Consider the following 18,278-nt stretch of genomic DNA (forward strand, 5'->3'; position numbering starts at 1 on the left):
CTAGCCGCGGGTCAGGAGGAGGCCACGCGCACGACGGACACGCTTCGGCAACGATGTCCGACGCGGTCGGCGCCGACCTCGACGTCGCCGTCCCAGGCGAGCAGGACCTCGCCGGCGCCGGCCAGCGGCGCCTCGCCGCCGTCCTCACCGAGAGTGACGACGACCGCGTAGGCCTCTCCCTGCGCCGGCGCGTGCCGCAGGACGAGCAGGCGCGCGTCCTCGTCGACCGTCACCTCGACGTCGGCGAACCGGGTCGGGCCGGCGGGCAGGAGGCGACGGCGCAGCGCCGTGAGGTCGGTGTACCAGCGCAGCATCCGGGCGTGGTCGGCGTCGTCGAGCTCGTCCCAGCGCAGCACCGAGCGGTCGCGGGTCGCGGGGTCCTGGGGGTCGGGGACGGCGTCGGCCGCCCAGCCGTGCGAGCCGAACTCGGCCTGCCGGCCCTCGCGCACCGCGTCGGCGAGCCAGTCCTCGGCGAAGCTCGTGAAGAACTGCCACGGGGTCGACGCGGCCCACTCCTCGCCCATGAAGAGCATCGGCGTGGTCGGCGCGAGGAGGTACAGCGCCGCGCCGGCCGCCTGCAGGGCCGGGTCGGCCACGAGGGCCGAGATGCGCTCTCCGGCAGCCCGGTTGCCGACCTGGTCGTGGGTCTGGAGGTACCCGAGGAGGCGGCGGGCATCCAGGTGCTCGCGGTCGACGGGGGCGCCCCACGGGCGGTCGCGGAAGGACGAGAAGGTGCCGTCGTGGAGGAAGCCGCGGGTGAGGACCTTGGCGAGGACGGCGAGCGGGCCCTCCTCCCCGCTGCCCGGGGTGCCGCCGAAGTCGGCGTAGTAGCCCTGGGTCTCGCCGGTCAGGGTGACGTGGAGGGCGTGGTGCACGTCGTCGTCCCACTGCGCCGTCATCCCGCGCCCGCCCTCGGCGGTCGGGGCGACCATCGAGGTGTCGTTGAGGTCGGACTCGGCGACGAGGTGCAGCGGCCGGCCGAGCTCCTCGGAGAGCGCCGCGACCGCGTCGGAGAGCTCGGCGAGGTAGTGGCGCGGGGAGTCGTCCTTGAGCTCGTGGACGGCGTCGAGGCGCAGGGCGTCGACGTGGTGGTCGCGGAACCAGCGCAGCGCGTTGCCGACGAGGAAGGCCCGCACCTGCGCCGACCCCTCGTGGTCGAGGTTGACCGCGGCGCCCCACGGCGTGTGGTGGGCCTCGGTGAAGTACGGTCCGAAGCGCGCGAGGTAGTTGCCGCTCGCGCCGAGGTGGTTGTGCACGACGTCGAGGCAGACCCCGAGGCCGCGCGCGTGGCAGGCGTCGACGAAGCGGGCGAAGGCGTGCGGGCCGCCGTAGGCGTCCTGGACGGCGTAGAGGCCGACGCCGTCGTAGCCCCAGCCGCGGTCGGTGGGGAACGCGGCGACCGGCATCACCTCGACGACGTCGACGCCGAGGGCGACGAGGTGGTCCAGGCGCGCCAGGGCTGCGTCGAACGTCCCCTCCGGGGTGAAGGTGCCGACGTGCAGCTCGTAGAAGACCGCACCGAGGACGCCGGCGCCCTCGCGCGGGCCGCGCCAGCCGGCGTCGGTCCACGGGAAGGACGCCGGGTCGACCGTGCGGCTCGGGCCGTGCACCGTGCCCGGCTGCCACGCGCTGCGCGGGTCCGGGAGCGCCGGCTCCGCGCCGTCGAGGACGAAGGCGTAGTCGACCTCGCCCGCGCCGGTCGGCGGCGTCCAGCGCCACCAGCCGTCGGCGGCGGCCTCCATCGGCTCGCGCCGGGGCTCGGCGTCGGGGTGTGCATCAATCGTCGCTTTCGACGATTTCTGCACGCCGGCGGCGTCGGGGTGTGCATCAATCGTCGCTGTCGACGATTCCTGCACGCCGGCGGCGTCGGCCGGGGACCACTCGATGTCGACGCGGGCCGCAGCCGGCGCCCACACCTCGATGACGTGCTCGGTCACGACGGGTGCCCCTCCACGGTGTCGTCGTCGGTCCCGGCACCCTCGGCGCCGGTGTCGGTGTCGGTCGCGCCGGTGTCGGTCGCGTCCGCGTCGTCGCTCGACGGGTCCCGTCGGACGAGCAGCGCGACCGGGCGGTCGGCCAGGAGGTCGGTCAGCGCGGCGGCGCCGCTGGCGACCTCGCGTCCCGAGAGCACCTCGACCCACTCGCCCTCCGGCACCTCGAGGGCGGCGTCGCCGAACCCTCCGGCGTCGGCGAGGCGACCCGCGGTGCGGGTGACGACGACGAGCGCGCGGGCGCCGTCGGCGTCACCGCGGGCGAAGGCCAGCGCGTGCTCGCTGCCGACCTCGACCGGCTCGTACGTGGCGTCCGGCCCGACGAAGGCCTCCGGGTGCTCGCGCCGCAGCCGCAGCGCGAGCGCCGTGAGGCGCATCTTGTCGTCGTCGAGGTCGAAGCACGGCTCGTCGTCGTCGACGCGCGCGAGCCGCTCGGCCCGGTCGGCCCAGTCGACGGGCCGGCGGTTGTCGGGGTCGACGAGCGAGAGCATCCCGATCTCGCAGCCCTGGTAGACGTCGGGGACGCCGGGCATCGTCAGCTGGACGAGCTTCTGCCCGAGGATGTTCGCGCGCACCGAGGCCTCGTGCGGGCCGGTCCACGCGTCCACGTGCTCGTGCACGGCGAGGTCGCGCCCGACGGCCCGCGCGAACGCGACGACCTCGGACTCGTACTCCTCGTCGCCGTCGACCCACGCGGTGTGGACCTTGGCCTCGCGCACGGCCTTGAGGAGGTACTCCTCGAGCCGCGCGCCGCTGACCGGCCACGTGCCGACGAGCGTCTGCCACACGAGGTACTCGGTCGGGGCGTCGACGCGCTCGGTGCGGTACTGCGCCGCGAGCTCGCGGGCGCGGGCCAGCCACTGCTCCCAGCCGCGGGCGTCCTCGGCGAGCACCATGAGCCGCGCCCGGGTGTCCTCGGAGCGCTTGGTGTCGTGCGTCGTCAGCGTCGTCATCGACGTCGGCCACTCGGCCTGCTGGCGCGCGCACCACGCGTGGAAGGCGTCGACGTCGCTCGACAGCTCCTCGGGGTGGCCGCCGACCTCGTTGGCGCCGGAGAGCCGGAACCAGCGGTAGAACGCGGTGTCCTCGATGCCCTTGGCCATGACCGGGCCGCAGGTCTGCTGGAAGCGCACGCGCAGCTCGTCGGCCACGCGGCCGGTGTCGGGCGCCGCCTCGGGGACCTCGCGGTCGAGCACGAGCCGCACGACGAGGTCGAGCGCGTCCTCGTCGCTCGGGGCGAGGATGCCGCGGGCGCGGGCGGCGGCGTCGTCGACGACCGCGGCCTGCTCGGGGTCGACGCCCCGGCCGGGCACGACGTAGGCGCGGTAGCGGTCCATCGAGACGAGCAGCGCCTCGAGCGCGCGGCGGACGGCCGCGACGTCGGCGCCCGGCACGACCCGGCGCGCGAGGCGCATCAGGCGGTCGACCTCGGCGGCCTGCACGTCGTCGACGACGAGCCGCTTGCTCTCCTGGACGACCCCCTCGAGGGTCTCCTCCCCCGGCGCGACCTGCGCCCACAGGCGGTCGAGCGTGCCGGTGTCGTCCTCGGCGGTGAGCACCTGCTGCACCCGCAGCAGCGCGTCGTAGCCGGTGGTGCCGGCGCAGCGCCACGCGTCGGGCAGGCGCTCCTCGCCCTCGAGGATCTTCTCGACGACGACCCACGCGTCGCCGGTGGCGTCGGCGAGCCGCTCGAGGTATCCCCCGGGGTCGGCGAGGCCGTCCGGGTGGTCGATGCGGAAGCCGTCGACCTGGCCGTGGCCGTGCAGCGCGAGCAGCAGCGCGTGCGTGGCGGTGAAGACGACCGGGTCCTCGACGCGGACGGCCACGAGGGTCGTCACGTCGAAGAAGCGCCGGTAGTTGAGGGCGTCGCCCTCGCGCCAGCTGGAGAGCCGGTACGCCTGCGCCTCGACGAGCTCCGCGAGGGGCAGCTCCTCGGTGCCGGGCGCGACCGGGAACTCGTGGTCGTAGTAACGCAGCACCGGGTCGGACCCGCCCGGGCCGCCGTCGGCGGCGAGGACGAGCTCGCCGCGCTCGAGGACCTGCTCGAGCGAGGCGCCGAGCACCGGCATGAGGATGCGGTCGTCCTCGGCCACCCAGTCGACGTCGAACCAGCCCGCGTACGGCGAGCGCCGGCCCTCGCGCAGCAGCGACCAGAACGGGGCGTTGAGGTGCTCCGGCGAGGGGACGGCCATGTGGTTGGGCACGACGTCGACGACGACGCCGAGCCCGGCCTCACGGCAGGCGGCGACGAGCCGGTCGAACGCCTCGCGGCCGCCCGCCTCCTCGCTGATGCGCGTGTGGTCGAGCACGTCGTAGCCGTGCATCGACCCCGGCGCGGCCTGGAGGACCGGCGAGAGGTAGACGTGCGAGACCCCGAGGGAGGCGAGGTAGGGCACCTGCGCCGCGGCGTCGTCGAAGCCGAAGCCGCCGTGGACCTGCAGCCGGTAGGTCGCCGTCGGGACGACGCGGGAGGGGTCGGGGCGGTGGGCCACCACGGGTCAGGCCCTCGTCGCGCCGGCCGCTCCCGCCGCGGGGGTGAGCACCTCGCGGGGGTCGCGCAGGACGATGACCGAGCGCGCCGAGACGCGCACCGTCGCGGCCGCGTCGTGCCACTCGGGCTCGACGCTGTCGGCGGCGGTGTCGATCTCGGTGCACCAGCGCTCGCCCCACTCCTCGCCGGGGAGGACGAACTCGTGGTCCTCGTGGTCGGCGTTGAACAGGACGAGGAAGTCGTCGTCGACGACCGGGCGGCCGTGCGCGTCGGGGCTCGGGATGGCCTTGCCGTTGAGGAAGACGGTCATCATCCGGGCCTCGCCGTCGCTCCAGTCGCCGTCGCCCATCCGCTCGCCGCCGGGCTGGAACCAGGCGATGTCGCCGAGCTCGGACTGCCCGCCGTGGTCGGCGCTGCCGGCGAAGAAGCGCCGGCGGCGGAAGACCGGGTGCTCGCGACGCAGCTTGGCGACCGCGCTCGTGAACGCGAAGAGGTCGCGCTGCTCCTCGTCGAGCTCCCAGTCGACCCACGAGAGCTCGTTGTCCTGGCAGTAGACGTTGTTGTTGCCCTGCTGGGTGCGGCCGATCTCGTCGCCGTGGGCGATCATCGGCACGCCCTGGCTGAGCAGGAGGGTCGCGAGGAAGTTGCGCTGCTGGCGGCGGCGCAGGGCGCGCACCTCCGGGTCGTCGGTCTCACCCTCGACCCCGCAGTTCCAGGAGCGGTTGTGACCCTCGCCGTCGCGGCCGTCCTCGCCGTTGGCCTCGTTGTGCTTCTCGTTGTAGGACACCAGGTCCCGCAGCGTGAAGCCGTCGTGGGCGATGACGAAGTTGATGCTCGCGATCGGCTTGCGGCCGTTGTGCTCGTAGAGGTCGCTGGAGCCGGTCAGGCGCGAGGCGAACTCGCCGAGCGAACCGGGCTCGCCGCGCCAGAAGTCGCGGACGGTGTCGCGGTACTTGCCGTTCCACTCGGTCCACAGGGGCGGGAAGCCGCCGACCTGGTAGCCGCCGTCGCCGACGTCCCAGGGCTCGGCGATGAGCTTGACCTGGCTGATCACCGGGTCCTGCTGGATGAGGTCGAAGAAGGCCGAGAGCTTGTCGACCTCGTGGAACTGGCGGGCGAGGGTGGCCGCGAGGTCGAAGCGGAAGCCGTCGACGTGCATCTCGGTGACCCAGTACCGCAGGCTGTCCATGATGAGCTGGAGCACGTGCGGGTGGCGCATGAGCAGGCTGTTGCCGGTGCCCGTCGTGTCGTAGTAGTGCTCCTTGGCGTCGTCGACGAGCCGGTAGTACGCGGCGTTGTCGATGCCCTTGAAGCTGATCGTCGGGCCCATCTCGTTGCCCTCGGCGGTGTGGTTGTAGACGACGTCGAGGATGACCTCGATGTTCGCCTCGTGCAGCGCCTTGACCATCGCCTTGAACTCGGTGACCTGCTCGCCGCGGTCGGCGCGCGCGTACTCGTTGTGCGGCGCGAGGAAGCCGATCGTGTTGTAGCCCCAGTAGTTGGTCAGGCCCTTGGCCTGCAGCGAGGTGTCCTGGACGAACTGGTGGACGGGCATGAGCTCGATGGCCGTCACGCCGAGCCGCGTCAGGTGCTCGACGATCGCCGGGTGCCCGAGCGCCGCGTAGGTGCCGCGGATCTCCTCGGGGATCTCGGGGTGGGTCATCGTCAGGCCGCGCACGTGCGCCTCGTAGATGACGCTCTCGTGGTACTCGTGGCGCGGCGGGCGGTCGTGGCCCCAGTCGAAGTAGGGGTTGATGACGACGCCGAGCATCGTCTTGCCGAGGCTGTCGTCGGTGTTGCGCGCCTCGTTGTCGTCGAAGTCGTAGCTGAAGAGGGCGGGGTCGTTCTCGACCTGGCCCTCGACGGCCTTCGCGTACGGGTCGAGCAGGAGCTTGCTCGGGTCGCAGCGGTGCCCGTTCTCGGGCTCGTACGGGCCGTGGACGCGGTAGCCGTAGCGCTGGCCGGGCTGCACCGCGGGCAGGTAGCCGTGCCAGACGAAGCCGTCGACCTCGGGCAGGTCGATCCGGGTCTCGGCGCCGTCGTCGTCGACGAGGCAGAGCTCGACGCGCTCGGCGACCTCGCTGAAGAGCGCGAAGTTGACGCCAGAGCCGTCGTAGGTGGCGCCCAAGGGGTACGCCGTGCCGGGCCAGATCTCCACAGGTGGTGCCTTTCGTGGGGGTGTCGCATCAGGGCCAGCGGCGCTGCCGGCATCGCGCGGCCGACCGGCCGCTGCGGACTCCTCAACCTACCGGTGACGTCGCACGACGTGGACCACGTCGCCCAACCCTCGTCACGGGCCTCGGTTACTGTCGGGCCAGTCCTACCCCCTGACCCCGAGGAGCAACCCCATGTCCGACCAGCGCGTCGCCGTCGTCACCGGAGCCGCCCGCGGGATCGGTGCGGCCACCGCCGAGCGCCTGGCCCGCGACGGGTTCGCCGTCGCCGTCCTCGACCTCGACGAGGCCGCCTGCGAGGAGGTCGCCGGCCGCATCCGCGACGCCGGGGGCCGCGCGCTCGGGGTCGGCGTCGACGTCTCCGACGCCGCCGCGGTCGAGTCGGGCGTGGCCCGCGTCGCCGCCGAGCTCGGCCCGCCGGTCGTCCTCGTCAACAACGCGGGCATCATCCGCGACAACCTCCTCTTCAAGATGAGCGAGGGCGACTGGGACTCCGTCATGGCCGTCCACCTCAAGGGCGCCTTCCTCATGACCAAGGCCTGCCAGGCGCACATGACGCAGGAGCGCTACGGCCGCATCGTCAACCTCTCCTCGTCCTCGGCCCAGGGCAACCGCGGCCAGGCCAACTACTCCGCGGCCAAGGCCGGCCTCCAGGGCTTCACGAAGACCCTCGCGATCGAGCTCGGCAAGTTCGGCGTCACCGCGAACGCCGTGGCCCCGGGCTTCATCGAGACCGACATGACGCGCGCCACCGCCGAGCGGCTCAAGGTGTCGTTCGAGGACTTCCTCACCCACACGGCGTCCCAGATCCCGGTCGCCCGCGTCGGCCAGCCGGCCGACATCGCCGCGACGATCTCCTTCCTCGTCTCCGAGGAGGCCGGCTTCGTCAGCGGCCAGGTCATCTACGTCGCCGGCGGCCCGCTCGACTGACCTCGCACGACACGCAGGACGCCCCCGGACCGCAGCGGTCCGGGGGCGTCGTCGTGCGTGGGGCGTCAGAGGCCGAGGTCGCGGCCGATGAGCTCCTTCATGATCTCGTTCGAGCCGGCCCAGATCTTCGAGACGCGGGCGTCGCGCCAGGCGCGGGCCACGCGGTACTCGTTCATGAAGCCGTACCCGCCGTGCAGCTGGACGCACTCGTCGAGCACCTCGTTCTGCACCTGCGCCGAGAACCACTTCGCCTTGGCGGCGTCGACCGGGGTCAGCTTGCCCTCCGCGTGCGCGGCGATGCAGTCGTCGACGTAGGCCTGGGTGACCTCGAGCTTGGTCAGCAGCTCGGCCATCTTGAACTTGTTGTGCTGGAAGGAGCCGACCGGCTGCCCGAACGCCTTGCGCTCCTTGGTGTACTCGACCGTCTCGCGGAAGATCTGGAAGGCGTGCGCGGTGTTGGCGACGGCGGCGCCGATGCGCTCCTGCGGCAGGCGCTGCATCATCGCGATGAAGCCCATGCCCTCCTCGCCGAGGCGGTTGGCGTCCGGGACGCGGACGTCCTCGAAGAACAGCTCGGAGGTGTCGGCCTCCTCCTGCCCCACCTTGTCGAGCTTGCGGCCGCGGGTGAAGCCCTCCATGCCCTCCTCGACCATGAGCAGGGTGATGCCCTTCGCGCCCTTGGACGGGTCGGTGCGGGCCGCGACGATGACGAGGTCGGCCTGGTAGCCGTTGGTGATGAAGGTCTTGCTGCCGTTGAGGACCCAGTGGTCGCCGTCGCGCACGGCGGTGGTCTTCAGCGCGGCGAGGTCGGAGCCGCCGGAGGGCTCGGTCATCGCGATGGCGGCGATGAGCTCGCCGTTCGCCATGCCGGGCAGCCAGCGCTCCTTCTGCTCCTGGGTGCCGAGGTCGACGACGTACGGCGGGCACACGTCGGAGTGGATGCCGAAGCAGGACGACACGGCGAAGTTGAAGCCGGCGATGACCTCGGCCGCGATGGCGTTGAAGCGGTAGTCCTCGGCGCCCATCCCCCCGAACTCCTCGGGGATGTCGAGGCCGAAGAGGCCCTGCTTGCCGGCCTCCTTCCAGATGTCGCGCTCGACGGCCTTGACCTCGAGCATCTGCTCGGCGCGCGGCTTGAGGGTGCGCTCGACGAACTCGGCGACGGAGGCGCGGAAGTCCTCGTGCTCGGCGGCGTAGACGTTGCGGGGCATGCGGCTCCTCGGCTCGGTGGGCGGACGGCGGCGGCGCGCCACCGTTGACTAAGCGCTTGCTTAGTCTGACGGGGGTGCGGCATGCTGTCAACCGTGCCCGCCACGACCCCAGCGACCGAGACCGCCGTCCTCGCCGCGCTCGCGCCCGAGGGCGGGCGACCGGGCGGCGCCACCGACGTCGGCGACACCGCCACCCGCGTGATGCTCGCCGCCGCCGACGCCTTCGCCGAGAACGGCTTCCCCGCGACGACGACGCGCGACATCGCCTCGCGGGCGGGCCTGTCCCCCGCCGGCGTCTACGTGCACTTCTCCTCCAAGGAGAACCTCCTCTTCGAGATCAGCCGCCGCGGTCACGCCCGGGCCCGCGACCTGCTCGTCGCCGCGGCCACCGACGCCGCCTCCCCGACCGAGGCCCTGCGCGCGATCATCGGCGGCTTCTCGCGCTGGCACGCCGAGCACCACCAGCTCGGGCGGATCGTCCAGTTCGAGTTCCGGCACCTCTCGACCGAGCACCAGTCCGAGGTCATCGAGCTGCGCAAGGAGATCGACCGGGTCGTGGCCGACGTGCTGCGCGACGGCGTGGAGGCCGGCGAGCTCGACGTCGAGGACGTCCCCACGACCGCCCTGGCCCTGCTCTCGATGGCCATCGACGTCGCCCGCTGGTACGTCCCGGGCGGCCGACGCACCCCCCAGATGGTCGAGCGCACCTACGGCGACCTCGCGGTGCGCCTCGCCGGCGGACGCGCCTGACCGGCGCCGACCGTCGGCGCTCCGCCACGAGGGCGCTGCACGGCCGGCGCGCCACCGGCCGCTAGCCTGACGCGGTGACGGAGCACGGCCACGGCGGATCCCCCTCGATCGCGACCCCCGACTACTGGTGGTACGTCGCGCGGGCCGACCTGCTCGAGGTGGCGCTGCGCGACCTCGTCGACGGCGCCGGCACGGCCCTCGACCTCGGCAGCGCCGACGGCCCGAGCGCGGCGTGGTTCCGCGAGGCCGTCGGGCGCACCGCGTCCCTCGACATCGACCCCCGCGGCCTGGACACCAACGGCGTCTGCGGCTCGGCCCTCGCCCTGCCGTTCGAGGACGCCTCCTTCGACGCCGTCGCCGCCTTCGACGTCATCGAGCACTGCGCCCCCGAGGCCGACGCCCTCGCCGAGGTGCACCGGGTCCTGCGTCCCGGCGGACGTTTCCTCATGTCGGTGCCGGCCTACACCTGGGCGTGGACCGACTTCGACGTCGCCAACGGCCACCACCGCCGCTACACGAAGCGTCGCGCCGTCGCCGCCCTCGAGCGCTCCGGCTTCCGGGTCGAGCGCGCGACCTACGGCTTCTCGACGGTCTTCCCGCTCTTCGTCGCGGAGCGGGCCGCCCGCAGGGTCACCCGCCGCTCCGCCGACGGGGCCGCCGACATCGTCCAGGTGCCTCAGGTGCCGAAGCCGCTCAACGCGGCGCTGCGCGCGATGTGCACGCTCGACCGGACCCTGTTGCGGCGCACCGATCTTCCCTTCGGGTCGTCGGTGTTCGTCGGGGCCACGCGGCTCGGCTGACCGAGCCGTGCGGCGCGGCTGACCGAGCCCGCCCGCCGACCGCTCAGCCGTCGAGCGGTCCTCCGGAGACGACGCGAGCGCGGACGTCGGCGGCGGTCGCCGCGAGCCCGGCCGCGAGCGGCGTCGACGCGAGGGCGTCGACCTGCGGCCAGCGGACCGACCCCAGGCGCAGGTCGAGCACCTGCCCCTTGCCTCCGGGCGCCATCGCCGTGCGCAGCGGGCGGTGGAAGACGCGGCGGGCCTCCGACACGAGGTGCCCGACCGTCACGGGGCGGCCGGAGGCGATGACCTTCGGCACGAACGCGCCGGCCGGCTCGAGGCGGGCCAGCTCACTGCAGCGCAGGAGCATCCGGGCGACGTCGACGACGTAGACGTAGTCGCGGATGGTGTCGAGCGAGACGAAGACCGGCAGCGGGCGGGTCGTGGCGTCCGAGAGGCAGAGCTGCGAGAGGAGGCCCTGCGGCTTGCCGAGCGTCTGCCCGGGACCGTAGACGTTGGCCAGCCGGGCGGCGACGGCGCGGCTGCCGGTGCGGGACACCGCGGCCGAGAGAGCCGCCTCCATCGCGAGCTTGGTCCGGCCGTAGGGGACGAGGGGGGCCGGGGGCGTCTCCTCGGTGAAGGGCGGCGCGCCCGACCCGGCGTACAGCCCACCCGCCGACGACGCGAGGACGACGACGCCGTCACCGTCCGGGTCGGGCGGCAGCAGCGCGCAGAAGCGCTCGAACACGCGCTGCTCGGCGGCGAGGGCGTCGGCGCCCGTCGCCACGACGCCGGCGCCCGCGCACCACGCGAGCACCCAGGGTCGCCCGGCGCAGCGGCGGGTGAACTCGTCGAGGTCGCGGGCCAGGACGGCCAGCGACTCCTCCTCGTCGGCCCACGGGACGCGCGAGGTGCTCACGTCCTGACCTGCCTCCCGCAGCGTCGCGACGAGGTGCCGCCCGACGAGGCCACCGGCCCCGACGACCCAGGCCGAGGGGGGCCCGGCGGGGCCGGGGCTCACGCCCCGTCCCGCCCGAGCGGGCCGTCGCGGCGGTCGCGGACCGGCAGGTAGAGCGGCTTGCCCATCGCCATGTTGACGGCCATGCCGACGTACTCGGCGATCACGCCGAGCGCGAAGAGGATGGCGCCGGTCGAGGCCATGAGCAGGACCATCGTCGAGGTCCAGCCCGGGGCCTCCCAGCTGTTGGAGACCCGGCCGATGACGAGGACGAGCGCGACGAGCGGCGCGAGGACGACCGCGCCGGCGCCGGTCACGCTGACCAGGCGCAGCGGGGTGGTGCCGCTGCTCAGGACGAGCCGCCAGAAGTGCGAGGCGAGCCGGCGCACGTCGTAGCCCGACGGCCGGCCGCCCTCCTCGCGCATCGGGACCGCGGCCGTCGTCGTGCGGCGTGCCACCCAGGAGATCGCGACGTCGAGGTAGATGCCGGGCCCGGCGTACGCGGCCACGGAGCGCGCGACCTCGCCGAGGACGAGCCGGAAGCTGTTGAAGTCCGCGGCCGGGGCGCCCTTGGCCATCCGGCCGACGAGCCACTTGGCGGAGCGCGACGCGAGGTTGCGCATCGCCCCGTGCGGCGGCTCGTTGGACGGCTTGGCGTAGACGACGTCGGCCTGCTCGGTCATCGCCGCGTCGAGGAGGAGCGCGATGTCGGCGGGGTCGTGCTGGCCGTCCTCGTCCATCGTCACGACCCACTCGCCGCCCGAGGCCGAGATGCCGGCGAGGGTCGCCGCGTGCTGGCCGAAGTTGCGGCTCAGCCACACGGCGCGCACCCAGTCGTGCTCCTCGGCGAGCGTCCGGACGACGGCGTCGGACCCGTCCGGCCCGCAGTCGTCGACGAGCACGAGCTCGTCGACGACGTAGGCGCGGCCGGCCGGGGTCGTGCCCACCGTCGTCAGCGGCGCGAGCTCGGCGACGAGCCCGGGCAACGTCGAGCGACCCTGGTAGACCGGCACGATGACCGAGATCCGGTGCGGGACCTGCGGGGTGGACGGCACGGGCTGCTCCGGGTGCTCGGACGACACGGGTCGCGTCCGCGTCAGTCGCGGGTCAGCTTGCGGTAGGTGACGCGGTGCGGGCGCGCCGCGTCCTCACCGAGGCGCTCGACCTTGTTCTTCTCGTACGCGTCGAAGTTGCCCTCGAACCAGTACCACCGCGACGGGTTCGCCTCGGTGCCCTCGTAGGCGAGGATGTGCGTCGCGACCCGGTCGAGGAACCACCGGTCGTGGCTGATGACCACGGCGCAGCCGGGGAAGTCGAGCAGCGCGTTCTCGAGGGAGCCGAGGGTCTCGACGTCGAGGTCGTTGGTCGGCTCGTCGAGGAGCAGCAGGTTGCCGCCCTCCTTGAGCGTCAGCGCGAGGTTGAGGCGGTTGCGCTCGCCACCGGAGAGGATGCCGGCCTTCTTCTGCTGGTCCGGGCCCTTGAACCCGAACTGGCTGACGTAGGCGCGGCTGGGGATCTCGACCTGGCCGACGTTGATGTAGTCGTGCCCGCCGGAGACCGTCTCCCAGAGGTTGAGGTTCGGGTCCAGGCCACCACGGCTCTGGTCGACGTAGGAGATCTTGACCGTCTCGCCGACGTCGACGAGCCCGGCGTCCGCCTCCTCGAGGCCGACGATCGTCTTGAAGAGGGTCGTCTTGCCGACGCCGTTCGGGCCGATGACGCCGACGATGCCGTTGCGCGGCAGGGTGAAGGAGAGGTCGTCGATGAGGACGCGGTCGCCGAAGCCCTTCGTGAGGTTCTTGACCTCGATGACCTTGCTGCCCAGGCGCGGGCCCGGGGGGATCTGGATCTCCTCGAAGTCGAGCTTGCGGGTGCGGTCGGCCTCCGCCGCCATCTCCTCGTAGCGGGCCAGACGCGCCTTGGACTTGGTCTGCTTGGCCTTGGCGTTCGAACGGACCCACTCGAGCTCCTCGGCGAGGCGCTTGGCGAGCTTGGCGTCCTTCTTGCCCTGGATCGCGAGGCGGGCCTGCTTCTTCTCGAGGTAGGTCGAGTAGTTGCCCTCGTAGGGGTAGGCCCGGCCGCGGTCGAGCTCGAGGATCCACTCGGCGACGTTGTCCATGAAGTACCGGTCGTGGGTGACCGCGACGACGGCGCCGTGGTAGCTCGCGAGGTGCTGCTCGAGCCAGAGGACCGACTCGGCGTCGAGGTGGTTGGTCGGCTCGTCGAGGAGCAGGAGGTCGGGCTTCTGGAGCAGCAGCTTGCACAGGGCGACGCGGCGGCGCTCACCACCCGAGAGGACGGTGACGTCGGCGTCCGGCGGCGGGCAGCGCAGCGCGTCCATCGCCTGCTCGAGCTGGGAGTCGAGGTCCCAGGCGTCGGCGGCGTCGATGGCCTCCTGCAGCTGGCCCATCTCGGCCATCAGCGCGTCGAAGTCGGCGTCCGGCTCGGCCATCTCGGCGGAGATCGCGTTGTAGCGGTCGACCTTCGCCTTGATCTCGCCGGCGCCCTCCTCGACGTTGCCGAGGACGGTCTTCTCCTCGTTGAGCTCCGGCTCCTGCATGAGGATGCCGACGGAGTAGCCCGGGCTGAGGCGCGCCTCGCCGTTGGACGGCTGGTCGAGGCCGGCCATGATCTTGAGGACGGACGACTTGCCGGCTCCGTTCGGGCCGACGACGCCGATCTTGGCGCCGGGCAGGAACGAGAGCGTGACGTCGTCGAGGATGACCTTGTCGCCGTGCGCCTTGCGGGCACGCGACATCACGTAGATGAACTCGGGCATGGGCCCCAGCCTAACGAGCCGGGACCCCCTGCCCGAATCCGCGGCGACCCGCCGCCCCGCGCGCTCAGGCGGCGTCCTCGCGGGCCGGCGGCACCAGCGGCCCGGTATCGGGGCGCGGCCCCTCCCCCGCGCCCCCGTCGGGCCCGGGCCCGTGGACGACGGCGGCCGGGGCGGAGGCCGCACCCGCACCGACGGGCGCCCGCCGACCGTACTCGTCCCCGACGACGTCGTAGGCGTCGTGGAGCGGGTCGCCGAAGGCCGTGGAGGCGTCGGGCAGCGCCGGCGCGAGGTCGCCGTTGCGGGTGTAGCTGGTGCTCCCCCACCGCAGGTCGTGGCCGAGCGCGTCGGCGAGGATCTCGACGACCGCCCCGCTGGAGCCGTCGTCGCGGCGGAACTGCCGCACCCGCTGGCGGCCCCGGACGACGACCGGGTGCCCCTTGCGCAGCGAGCGCTGTGCGTTCTCGCCCATCGTCCGGTAGGCCGTCACGTCGTAGTAGCTCGGCTCGGAGTCGGTCCAGCGACCGGGCTCGGCGCGGTCCTGGTGGCGCTCGGACTGCGCGACCCGGAAGACGGTGAACGCCCCCGCCCGGCCCTGCTTGACGACCGGGTCGGCGACGAGGCGCCCCTGGACCGTCACGTGCGTCTCGTACATCGTGTGCTCCTCCCGGCCCCCGACCGTCGGGAGCCCTCGGGACCACCCTCGTCAGCGGCGCGCACCGTCACAACGGGTCGCCGGCGATCTGTGGACGACCGCCGCGCGGGGCCGCGCCTGTGGACGACCGACCCCGTGCGCCGCCGCACGAACGGCCCCGACGCCCCCGGACCCGCCGGCTCAGACCTCGGCGGCGCGCCGCAGGGCCGAGCGCGTGGCGGCGTGCCGCTCGAGCACCCGCCGGACCGGGCCGAGCACCTCGGCGTCGGCCACGCGGGCGATCGACGCCCGGAGCCGGGCATCCATGACCGCGCCGCGCCGACGCGCCCCGACCGAGGCCAGCCACGCCGCGAGCAGCGCCAGCACCCACCCGAGGAGCAGCCCCCCGACGAGGAGGACGAACGGCACCGGCAGCGCCCCGAGGGTCGGCACCTCGGGGGTGAGCGCGTCGAGCTGGAACCACCCGGCCACGACGTAGGCGAAGAGCCAGAGGAGGCCGACGAGCGCGCAGGCGGTGAGGAAGGCCTGGATGCCCCCGACGACCCGCCACCAGACGGGGGTCCGGGCGTGGAGGGAGGTGCCGACGACGGCCTGGTCGAGGGCGTCGCCGATCTCGGGGCCGGCGGGCGTGGCCGCCCGCTCGACGGCCTCCGACCACGGCACGGGCAGCGACGCCCCGGCGCGGTCCGCGACCCGGCGGGTCGCCAGCGCGACGGCCGCGCGGGCGGCGGGGGTGGGCGGCGGGAGCGAGGAGCGCCCGAGCACCGAGCGCACGTCGGACTCGGTGACGCGCACGTCGCGGCCGTCGAGGCGCAGCCGACGCAGCGGCCTGGCCCGCAGGCGGTGCGCCCACCGGGTCACCGGCCAGCCGGTGTGCGAGGCGGCCTCCATCCGGTAGTCGCGGACGACGGCGTCGACGACGGTCGGCACGCCGGCCGCCCGGGCCAGGGCCTCGAGGAGCTCGCCGCGGGTGGTCTCGTCGACCTCGGGCTCGGTGTCGGCCACGGCGTCACCGAGGGCGCCGGACACCGCGCGCACGTCGGCGGCGAGGCGGGCGCGGGCCGTGGCCCGGCTCGCGACGGCGTTGGCCAGCCGCTGGCGCAGCTCGTCGAGCCCGGCGCCGCTCGCGACGGAGGTGGCGAGCACGGTCGCGCCGGGCACGCCGTCGCGCTCCATGAGCCGCACGAGGTCGGTGCGGCAGCGCGTGACGTCCTCGGCGGCGAGCCGGTCGGCCTGGTTGAGCACGACGACGGTCACGGCCTCGTGCGCGGCCAGCAGCGCGACGTGGTCGTCGTGCAGCCGCGCGTCGGCGTACTTCTGCGGGTCGGTGACCCAGACGAAGAGGTCGACGAGCTCGAGCACGCGCTGGGCCTCGTCGCGGTGGCGCGTCTCGCGGGAGTCCACGTCGGGGAGGTCGAGGAGGACCAGGCCGTCGAGCGTGCCGACCTGCCCGCCGGGGCCGCTGCCCTCGACGAGGTGGCGCGAGCCGACCCCGAGCCAGTCGAGGAGCTCGCCGGCGGGCTCGTCGCCCCAGACCGCGGCGGTGGGCGTCGAGGTCGTCGGCCGGCGCACCCCGACCGTCGCGACCTCGGCGCCGACGAGCGCGTTGAAGAGGGAGGACTTGCCGCTGCCGGTCGCCCCCGCGAGCGCCACGACCGTGTGCGCCCCGGCGAGGCCGGTCCGCTGCCCGACCTTGGTGACGACCTGGGCCGCCCGGGTCGCGTGCGCCTCGGGCAGCTCTCGGCCGCCCGCGTCGACCGCGGCCGCGAGGGCGTCGGACGCCGCCGCGAGGCGTTCCGGCGACACGGTCGCGCCGTGGCCGCGACCCATCAGCAGCGGGCTCACGGGCGCACCGCCCGCAGCTCGGCCGCCGCGGCGGCGATGGCGTCGGCCTGCGTGGCCGGAGCAGCGTGCGCCGCGAGGGCCTCGGTGAAGCGCGCGCGCTCCTGCCGGAAGTGCTCGTCGGCGAGGTCGAGCAGCCGGGCCCGGGCCTTGGCCGCCATGTCGCGCACCGCCTGGTCGCCGAAGATGGCCTCGAGGACGCGCTGGGCGAGCACCGACGTGCCGCCGGCGATGCCGATCTCGGCCCCGACGAGCCCGCCCGTCTGGGCGAAGGCGACGAGCATGAGGAAGAGACCGATGGCGTTGACGCCGTAGGCGGCCACCCGCGCGTTGGTGCGACGGCCCTGGCCCTCTGTGCGGACGAGCTCGAGCACCTCGCCCTGCCAGTCGCGCACGAGGCGCTCGACGTCGGAGGCGTCGCCGGTGGCGCGCGGGCCGGGGGCGACGTCGGCGAGGACGGCCGGCCCGCCGGGCAGCCGGCGCCACGTCCGGGCGGTGTCGGACTCGGCCGACTCGAGGTTGGCCAGCAGCATCGCGGCGACGCCGGTGTGCAGCGCCTCCCCCAGCCCCTCTGCCGGGGCGGTGCGACCGGTGACGGCGGCGGTGATGCGGTCGCGCCAGCGGCTGACGGTCGACTCCACCTGCCGGAAGAACTCGCCGGTGCCGACGAACTCCTGCCAGCGGGCGAGCACCTCGCCACGCAGCAGGGTGCCGTCGGTCATCCCGTCGGCGACGCGGCGGTGTCCGGCCTCGAAGGCGTCGGTGGCGGCGGCCTCGAGGGCCTCGCGGGCCGCGTCCTGCTCCCGGCTGGCGGCCGCGAGCTCGTCGGCGCGGCCGGTCAGCGACGCCACGGCGCCCCGCAGCGTCTGCGAGACGACGATGTCGCGCGCCCGGGCGTCACCGGCGAGCGCCTCGAGCCACGCCGCCAGGCGCGTGAAGGCCTGGGCGGGCAGGCGGCCCGTCGCGTCGAGCGGGGTCTCGGGGACGGTGAAGATCGGGGCGGTCGGCAGGCCCTGGTCGCGCAGCATCGACGCGAGGTGCGGACGGATCTCGTCGACGGCCTCGGGCGGGACGCGGTCCAGGACGATGGCGACGGCGGTGCCGCGGTCGGCCGCGGTGCGCAGGAGGTCCCACGGCACGGCGTCGGCGTAGCGGGCGGCGGTCGTGACGAACAGCCAGAGGTCGGCCGCGCCGAGGAGCTGCGTCGCGAGCTCGCGGTTGGCGGAGACGACGGAGTCGATGTCGGGGGCGTCGAGGAGCGCGAGGCCGGGTCGCAGCGCGCGGGACGGCACGAGCCGGACGGTGCCCGGCTGGTCCTCGCCGGTGTCATGACCGGTCACCCGGGCCAGACCGGGCAGGACGCGGCCGTCCTCGAACCAGTGCCCGTCGTCGGGGTGGTGCACGAGCACCGGGGACGTCGTCGTCGGTCGCAGCACCCCGGGGCGGCTCACGGCCTCCCCCACGACGGAGTTGACGAGCGTCGACTTGCCGGCGCCCGTCGAGCCGCCCACGACGGCGAGCAGCGGCGCGTCGAGCGAGCGCAGGCGGGGCAGCACGTAGTCGTCGAGCTGGTCGAGCAGCCGGCGCCTCGTGACCTCGGCCTCCGCCCGGCCCGGGACGTCGAGCGGCAGGGTCGCCGCGTCGACCGCGGCCCGCAGCCCCTCGACGGCAGAGACCACGGCCTCCACCTCCCGGTCCGCACCCACAGCCGAATCCTATAG

Annotated in this window: 13 protein-coding genes; 3 read left to right on the forward strand and 10 right to left on the reverse strand. The window is 74.1% G+C overall.

The window, feature by feature from the left end; genetic code table 11:
- Nucleotides 1-11 precede the first annotated feature (11 nt).
- From treZ to glgX, 3 genes are read right to left on the reverse strand one after another with little or no spacing between them, the layout of a single operon-like run.
- Nucleotides 12-1,937 (reverse strand): malto-oligosyltrehalose trehalohydrolase, encoded by a 1,926-nt coding sequence (gene treZ / locus HL663_RS16515; RefSeq protein ID WP_286175736.1) that lies wholly within the window; start codon nucleotides 1,935-1,937, stop codon nucleotides 12-14.
- Nucleotides 1,934-4,486 carry a malto-oligosyltrehalose synthase gene (treY, locus tag HL663_RS16520; protein WP_216842604.1) on the reverse strand — a complete coding sequence of 851 codons (2,553 nt, stop codon included), beginning with the start codon at nucleotides 4,484-4,486 and terminating at the stop codon, nucleotides 1,934-1,936. Before treY ends, treZ begins: the two co-directional genes overlap by 4 nt.
- 3 nt (nucleotides 4,487-4,489) lie before the next feature.
- Nucleotides 4,490-6,640: a glycogen debranching protein GlgX gene (gene glgX / locus HL663_RS16525; RefSeq protein WP_173029380.1), complete on the reverse strand. Its 2,151-nt coding sequence runs from the start codon at nucleotides 6,638-6,640 to the stop codon at nucleotides 4,490-4,492.
- A 190-nt stretch (nucleotides 6,641-6,830) separates the two neighbouring features.
- Between glgX and fabG the strand changes: the two genes are divergently transcribed.
- The gene (gene fabG, locus HL663_RS16530) at nucleotides 6,831-7,586 is read left to right on the forward strand and encodes a 3-oxoacyl-ACP reductase FabG (protein WP_173029381.1); all 756 of its coding nucleotides are present in this window, start codon (nucleotides 6,831-6,833) and stop codon (nucleotides 7,584-7,586) included.
- A gap of 65 nt (nucleotides 7,587-7,651) precedes the next feature.
- On the opposite strand, the gene HL663_RS16535 is transcribed toward fabG, so the two are convergent.
- On the reverse strand, nucleotides 7,652-8,797 hold the full coding sequence (locus HL663_RS16535; protein ID WP_173029382.1) for an acyl-CoA dehydrogenase family protein: 1,146 nt from the start codon (nucleotides 8,795-8,797) through the stop codon (nucleotides 7,652-7,654).
- A 93-nt stretch (nucleotides 8,798-8,890) separates the two neighbouring features.
- Here HL663_RS16535 and HL663_RS16540 point away from each other — a divergent pair, with 93 nt between their 5' ends.
- Together HL663_RS16540 and HL663_RS16545 are read left to right on the forward strand one after the other, a co-directional pair.
- A complete protein-coding gene (locus tag HL663_RS16540) occupies nucleotides 8,891-9,547 on the forward strand; it encodes a TetR/AcrR family transcriptional regulator (RefSeq protein WP_286175738.1) in 657 nt (218 codons plus the stop codon).
- Between the two features lie 74 nt (nucleotides 9,548-9,621).
- On the forward strand, nucleotides 9,622-10,347 hold the full coding sequence (locus tag HL663_RS16545) for a class I SAM-dependent methyltransferase (RefSeq protein ID WP_173029384.1): 726 nt from the start codon (nucleotides 9,622-9,624) through the stop codon (nucleotides 10,345-10,347).
- Nucleotides 10,348-10,390: 43 nt separating this feature from the next.
- Here HL663_RS16545 and HL663_RS16550 read toward each other — a convergent pair whose 3' ends face one another.
- From HL663_RS16550 to HL663_RS16575, 6 genes are all read right to left on the reverse strand, one after another.
- Entirely contained in the window at nucleotides 10,391-11,347 is a 957-nt protein-coding gene (locus tag HL663_RS16550) for an NAD-dependent epimerase/dehydratase family protein (RefSeq protein WP_173029385.1), read from the reverse strand.
- Nucleotides 11,344-12,366, reverse strand: coding sequence for a glycosyltransferase family 2 protein (locus HL663_RS16555; RefSeq protein WP_173029386.1), 1,023 nt, complete (start codon nucleotides 12,364-12,366; stop codon nucleotides 11,344-11,346). Before HL663_RS16555 ends, HL663_RS16550 begins: the two co-directional genes overlap by 4 nt.
- Nucleotides 12,367-12,380: 14 nt before the next feature.
- Complete coding sequence (gene ettA, locus HL663_RS16560; RefSeq protein WP_173029387.1) at nucleotides 12,381-14,063, reverse strand: energy-dependent translational throttle protein EttA; 1,683 nt, start codon at nucleotides 14,061-14,063, stop codon at nucleotides 12,381-12,383.
- A gap of 64 nt (nucleotides 14,064-14,127) precedes the next feature.
- Nucleotides 14,128-14,715, reverse strand: a complete 588-nt coding sequence (locus HL663_RS16565) for a single-stranded DNA-binding protein (protein WP_173029388.1) — start codon at nucleotides 14,713-14,715, stop codon at nucleotides 14,128-14,130.
- Nucleotides 14,716-14,895: 180 nt separating this feature from the next.
- Nucleotides 14,896-16,560, reverse strand: a complete 1,665-nt coding sequence (locus tag HL663_RS16570; protein WP_286175739.1) for a YfjP family GTPase — start codon at nucleotides 16,558-16,560, stop codon at nucleotides 14,896-14,898.
- The gene (locus HL663_RS16575; protein ID WP_173029389.1) at nucleotides 16,557-18,263 is read right to left on the reverse strand and encodes a dynamin family protein; all 1,707 of its coding nucleotides are present in this window, start codon (nucleotides 18,261-18,263) and stop codon (nucleotides 16,557-16,559) included. The genes HL663_RS16570 and HL663_RS16575 overlap by 4 nt, the downstream gene beginning before the upstream one ends.
- Nucleotides 18,264-18,278: the final 15 nt, after the last annotated feature.

It is taken from the genome of Arthrobacter sp. NEB 688 (assembly GCF_013201035.1).
GTDB lineage: Bacteria > Actinomycetota > Actinomycetes > Actinomycetales > Dermatophilaceae > Phycicoccus.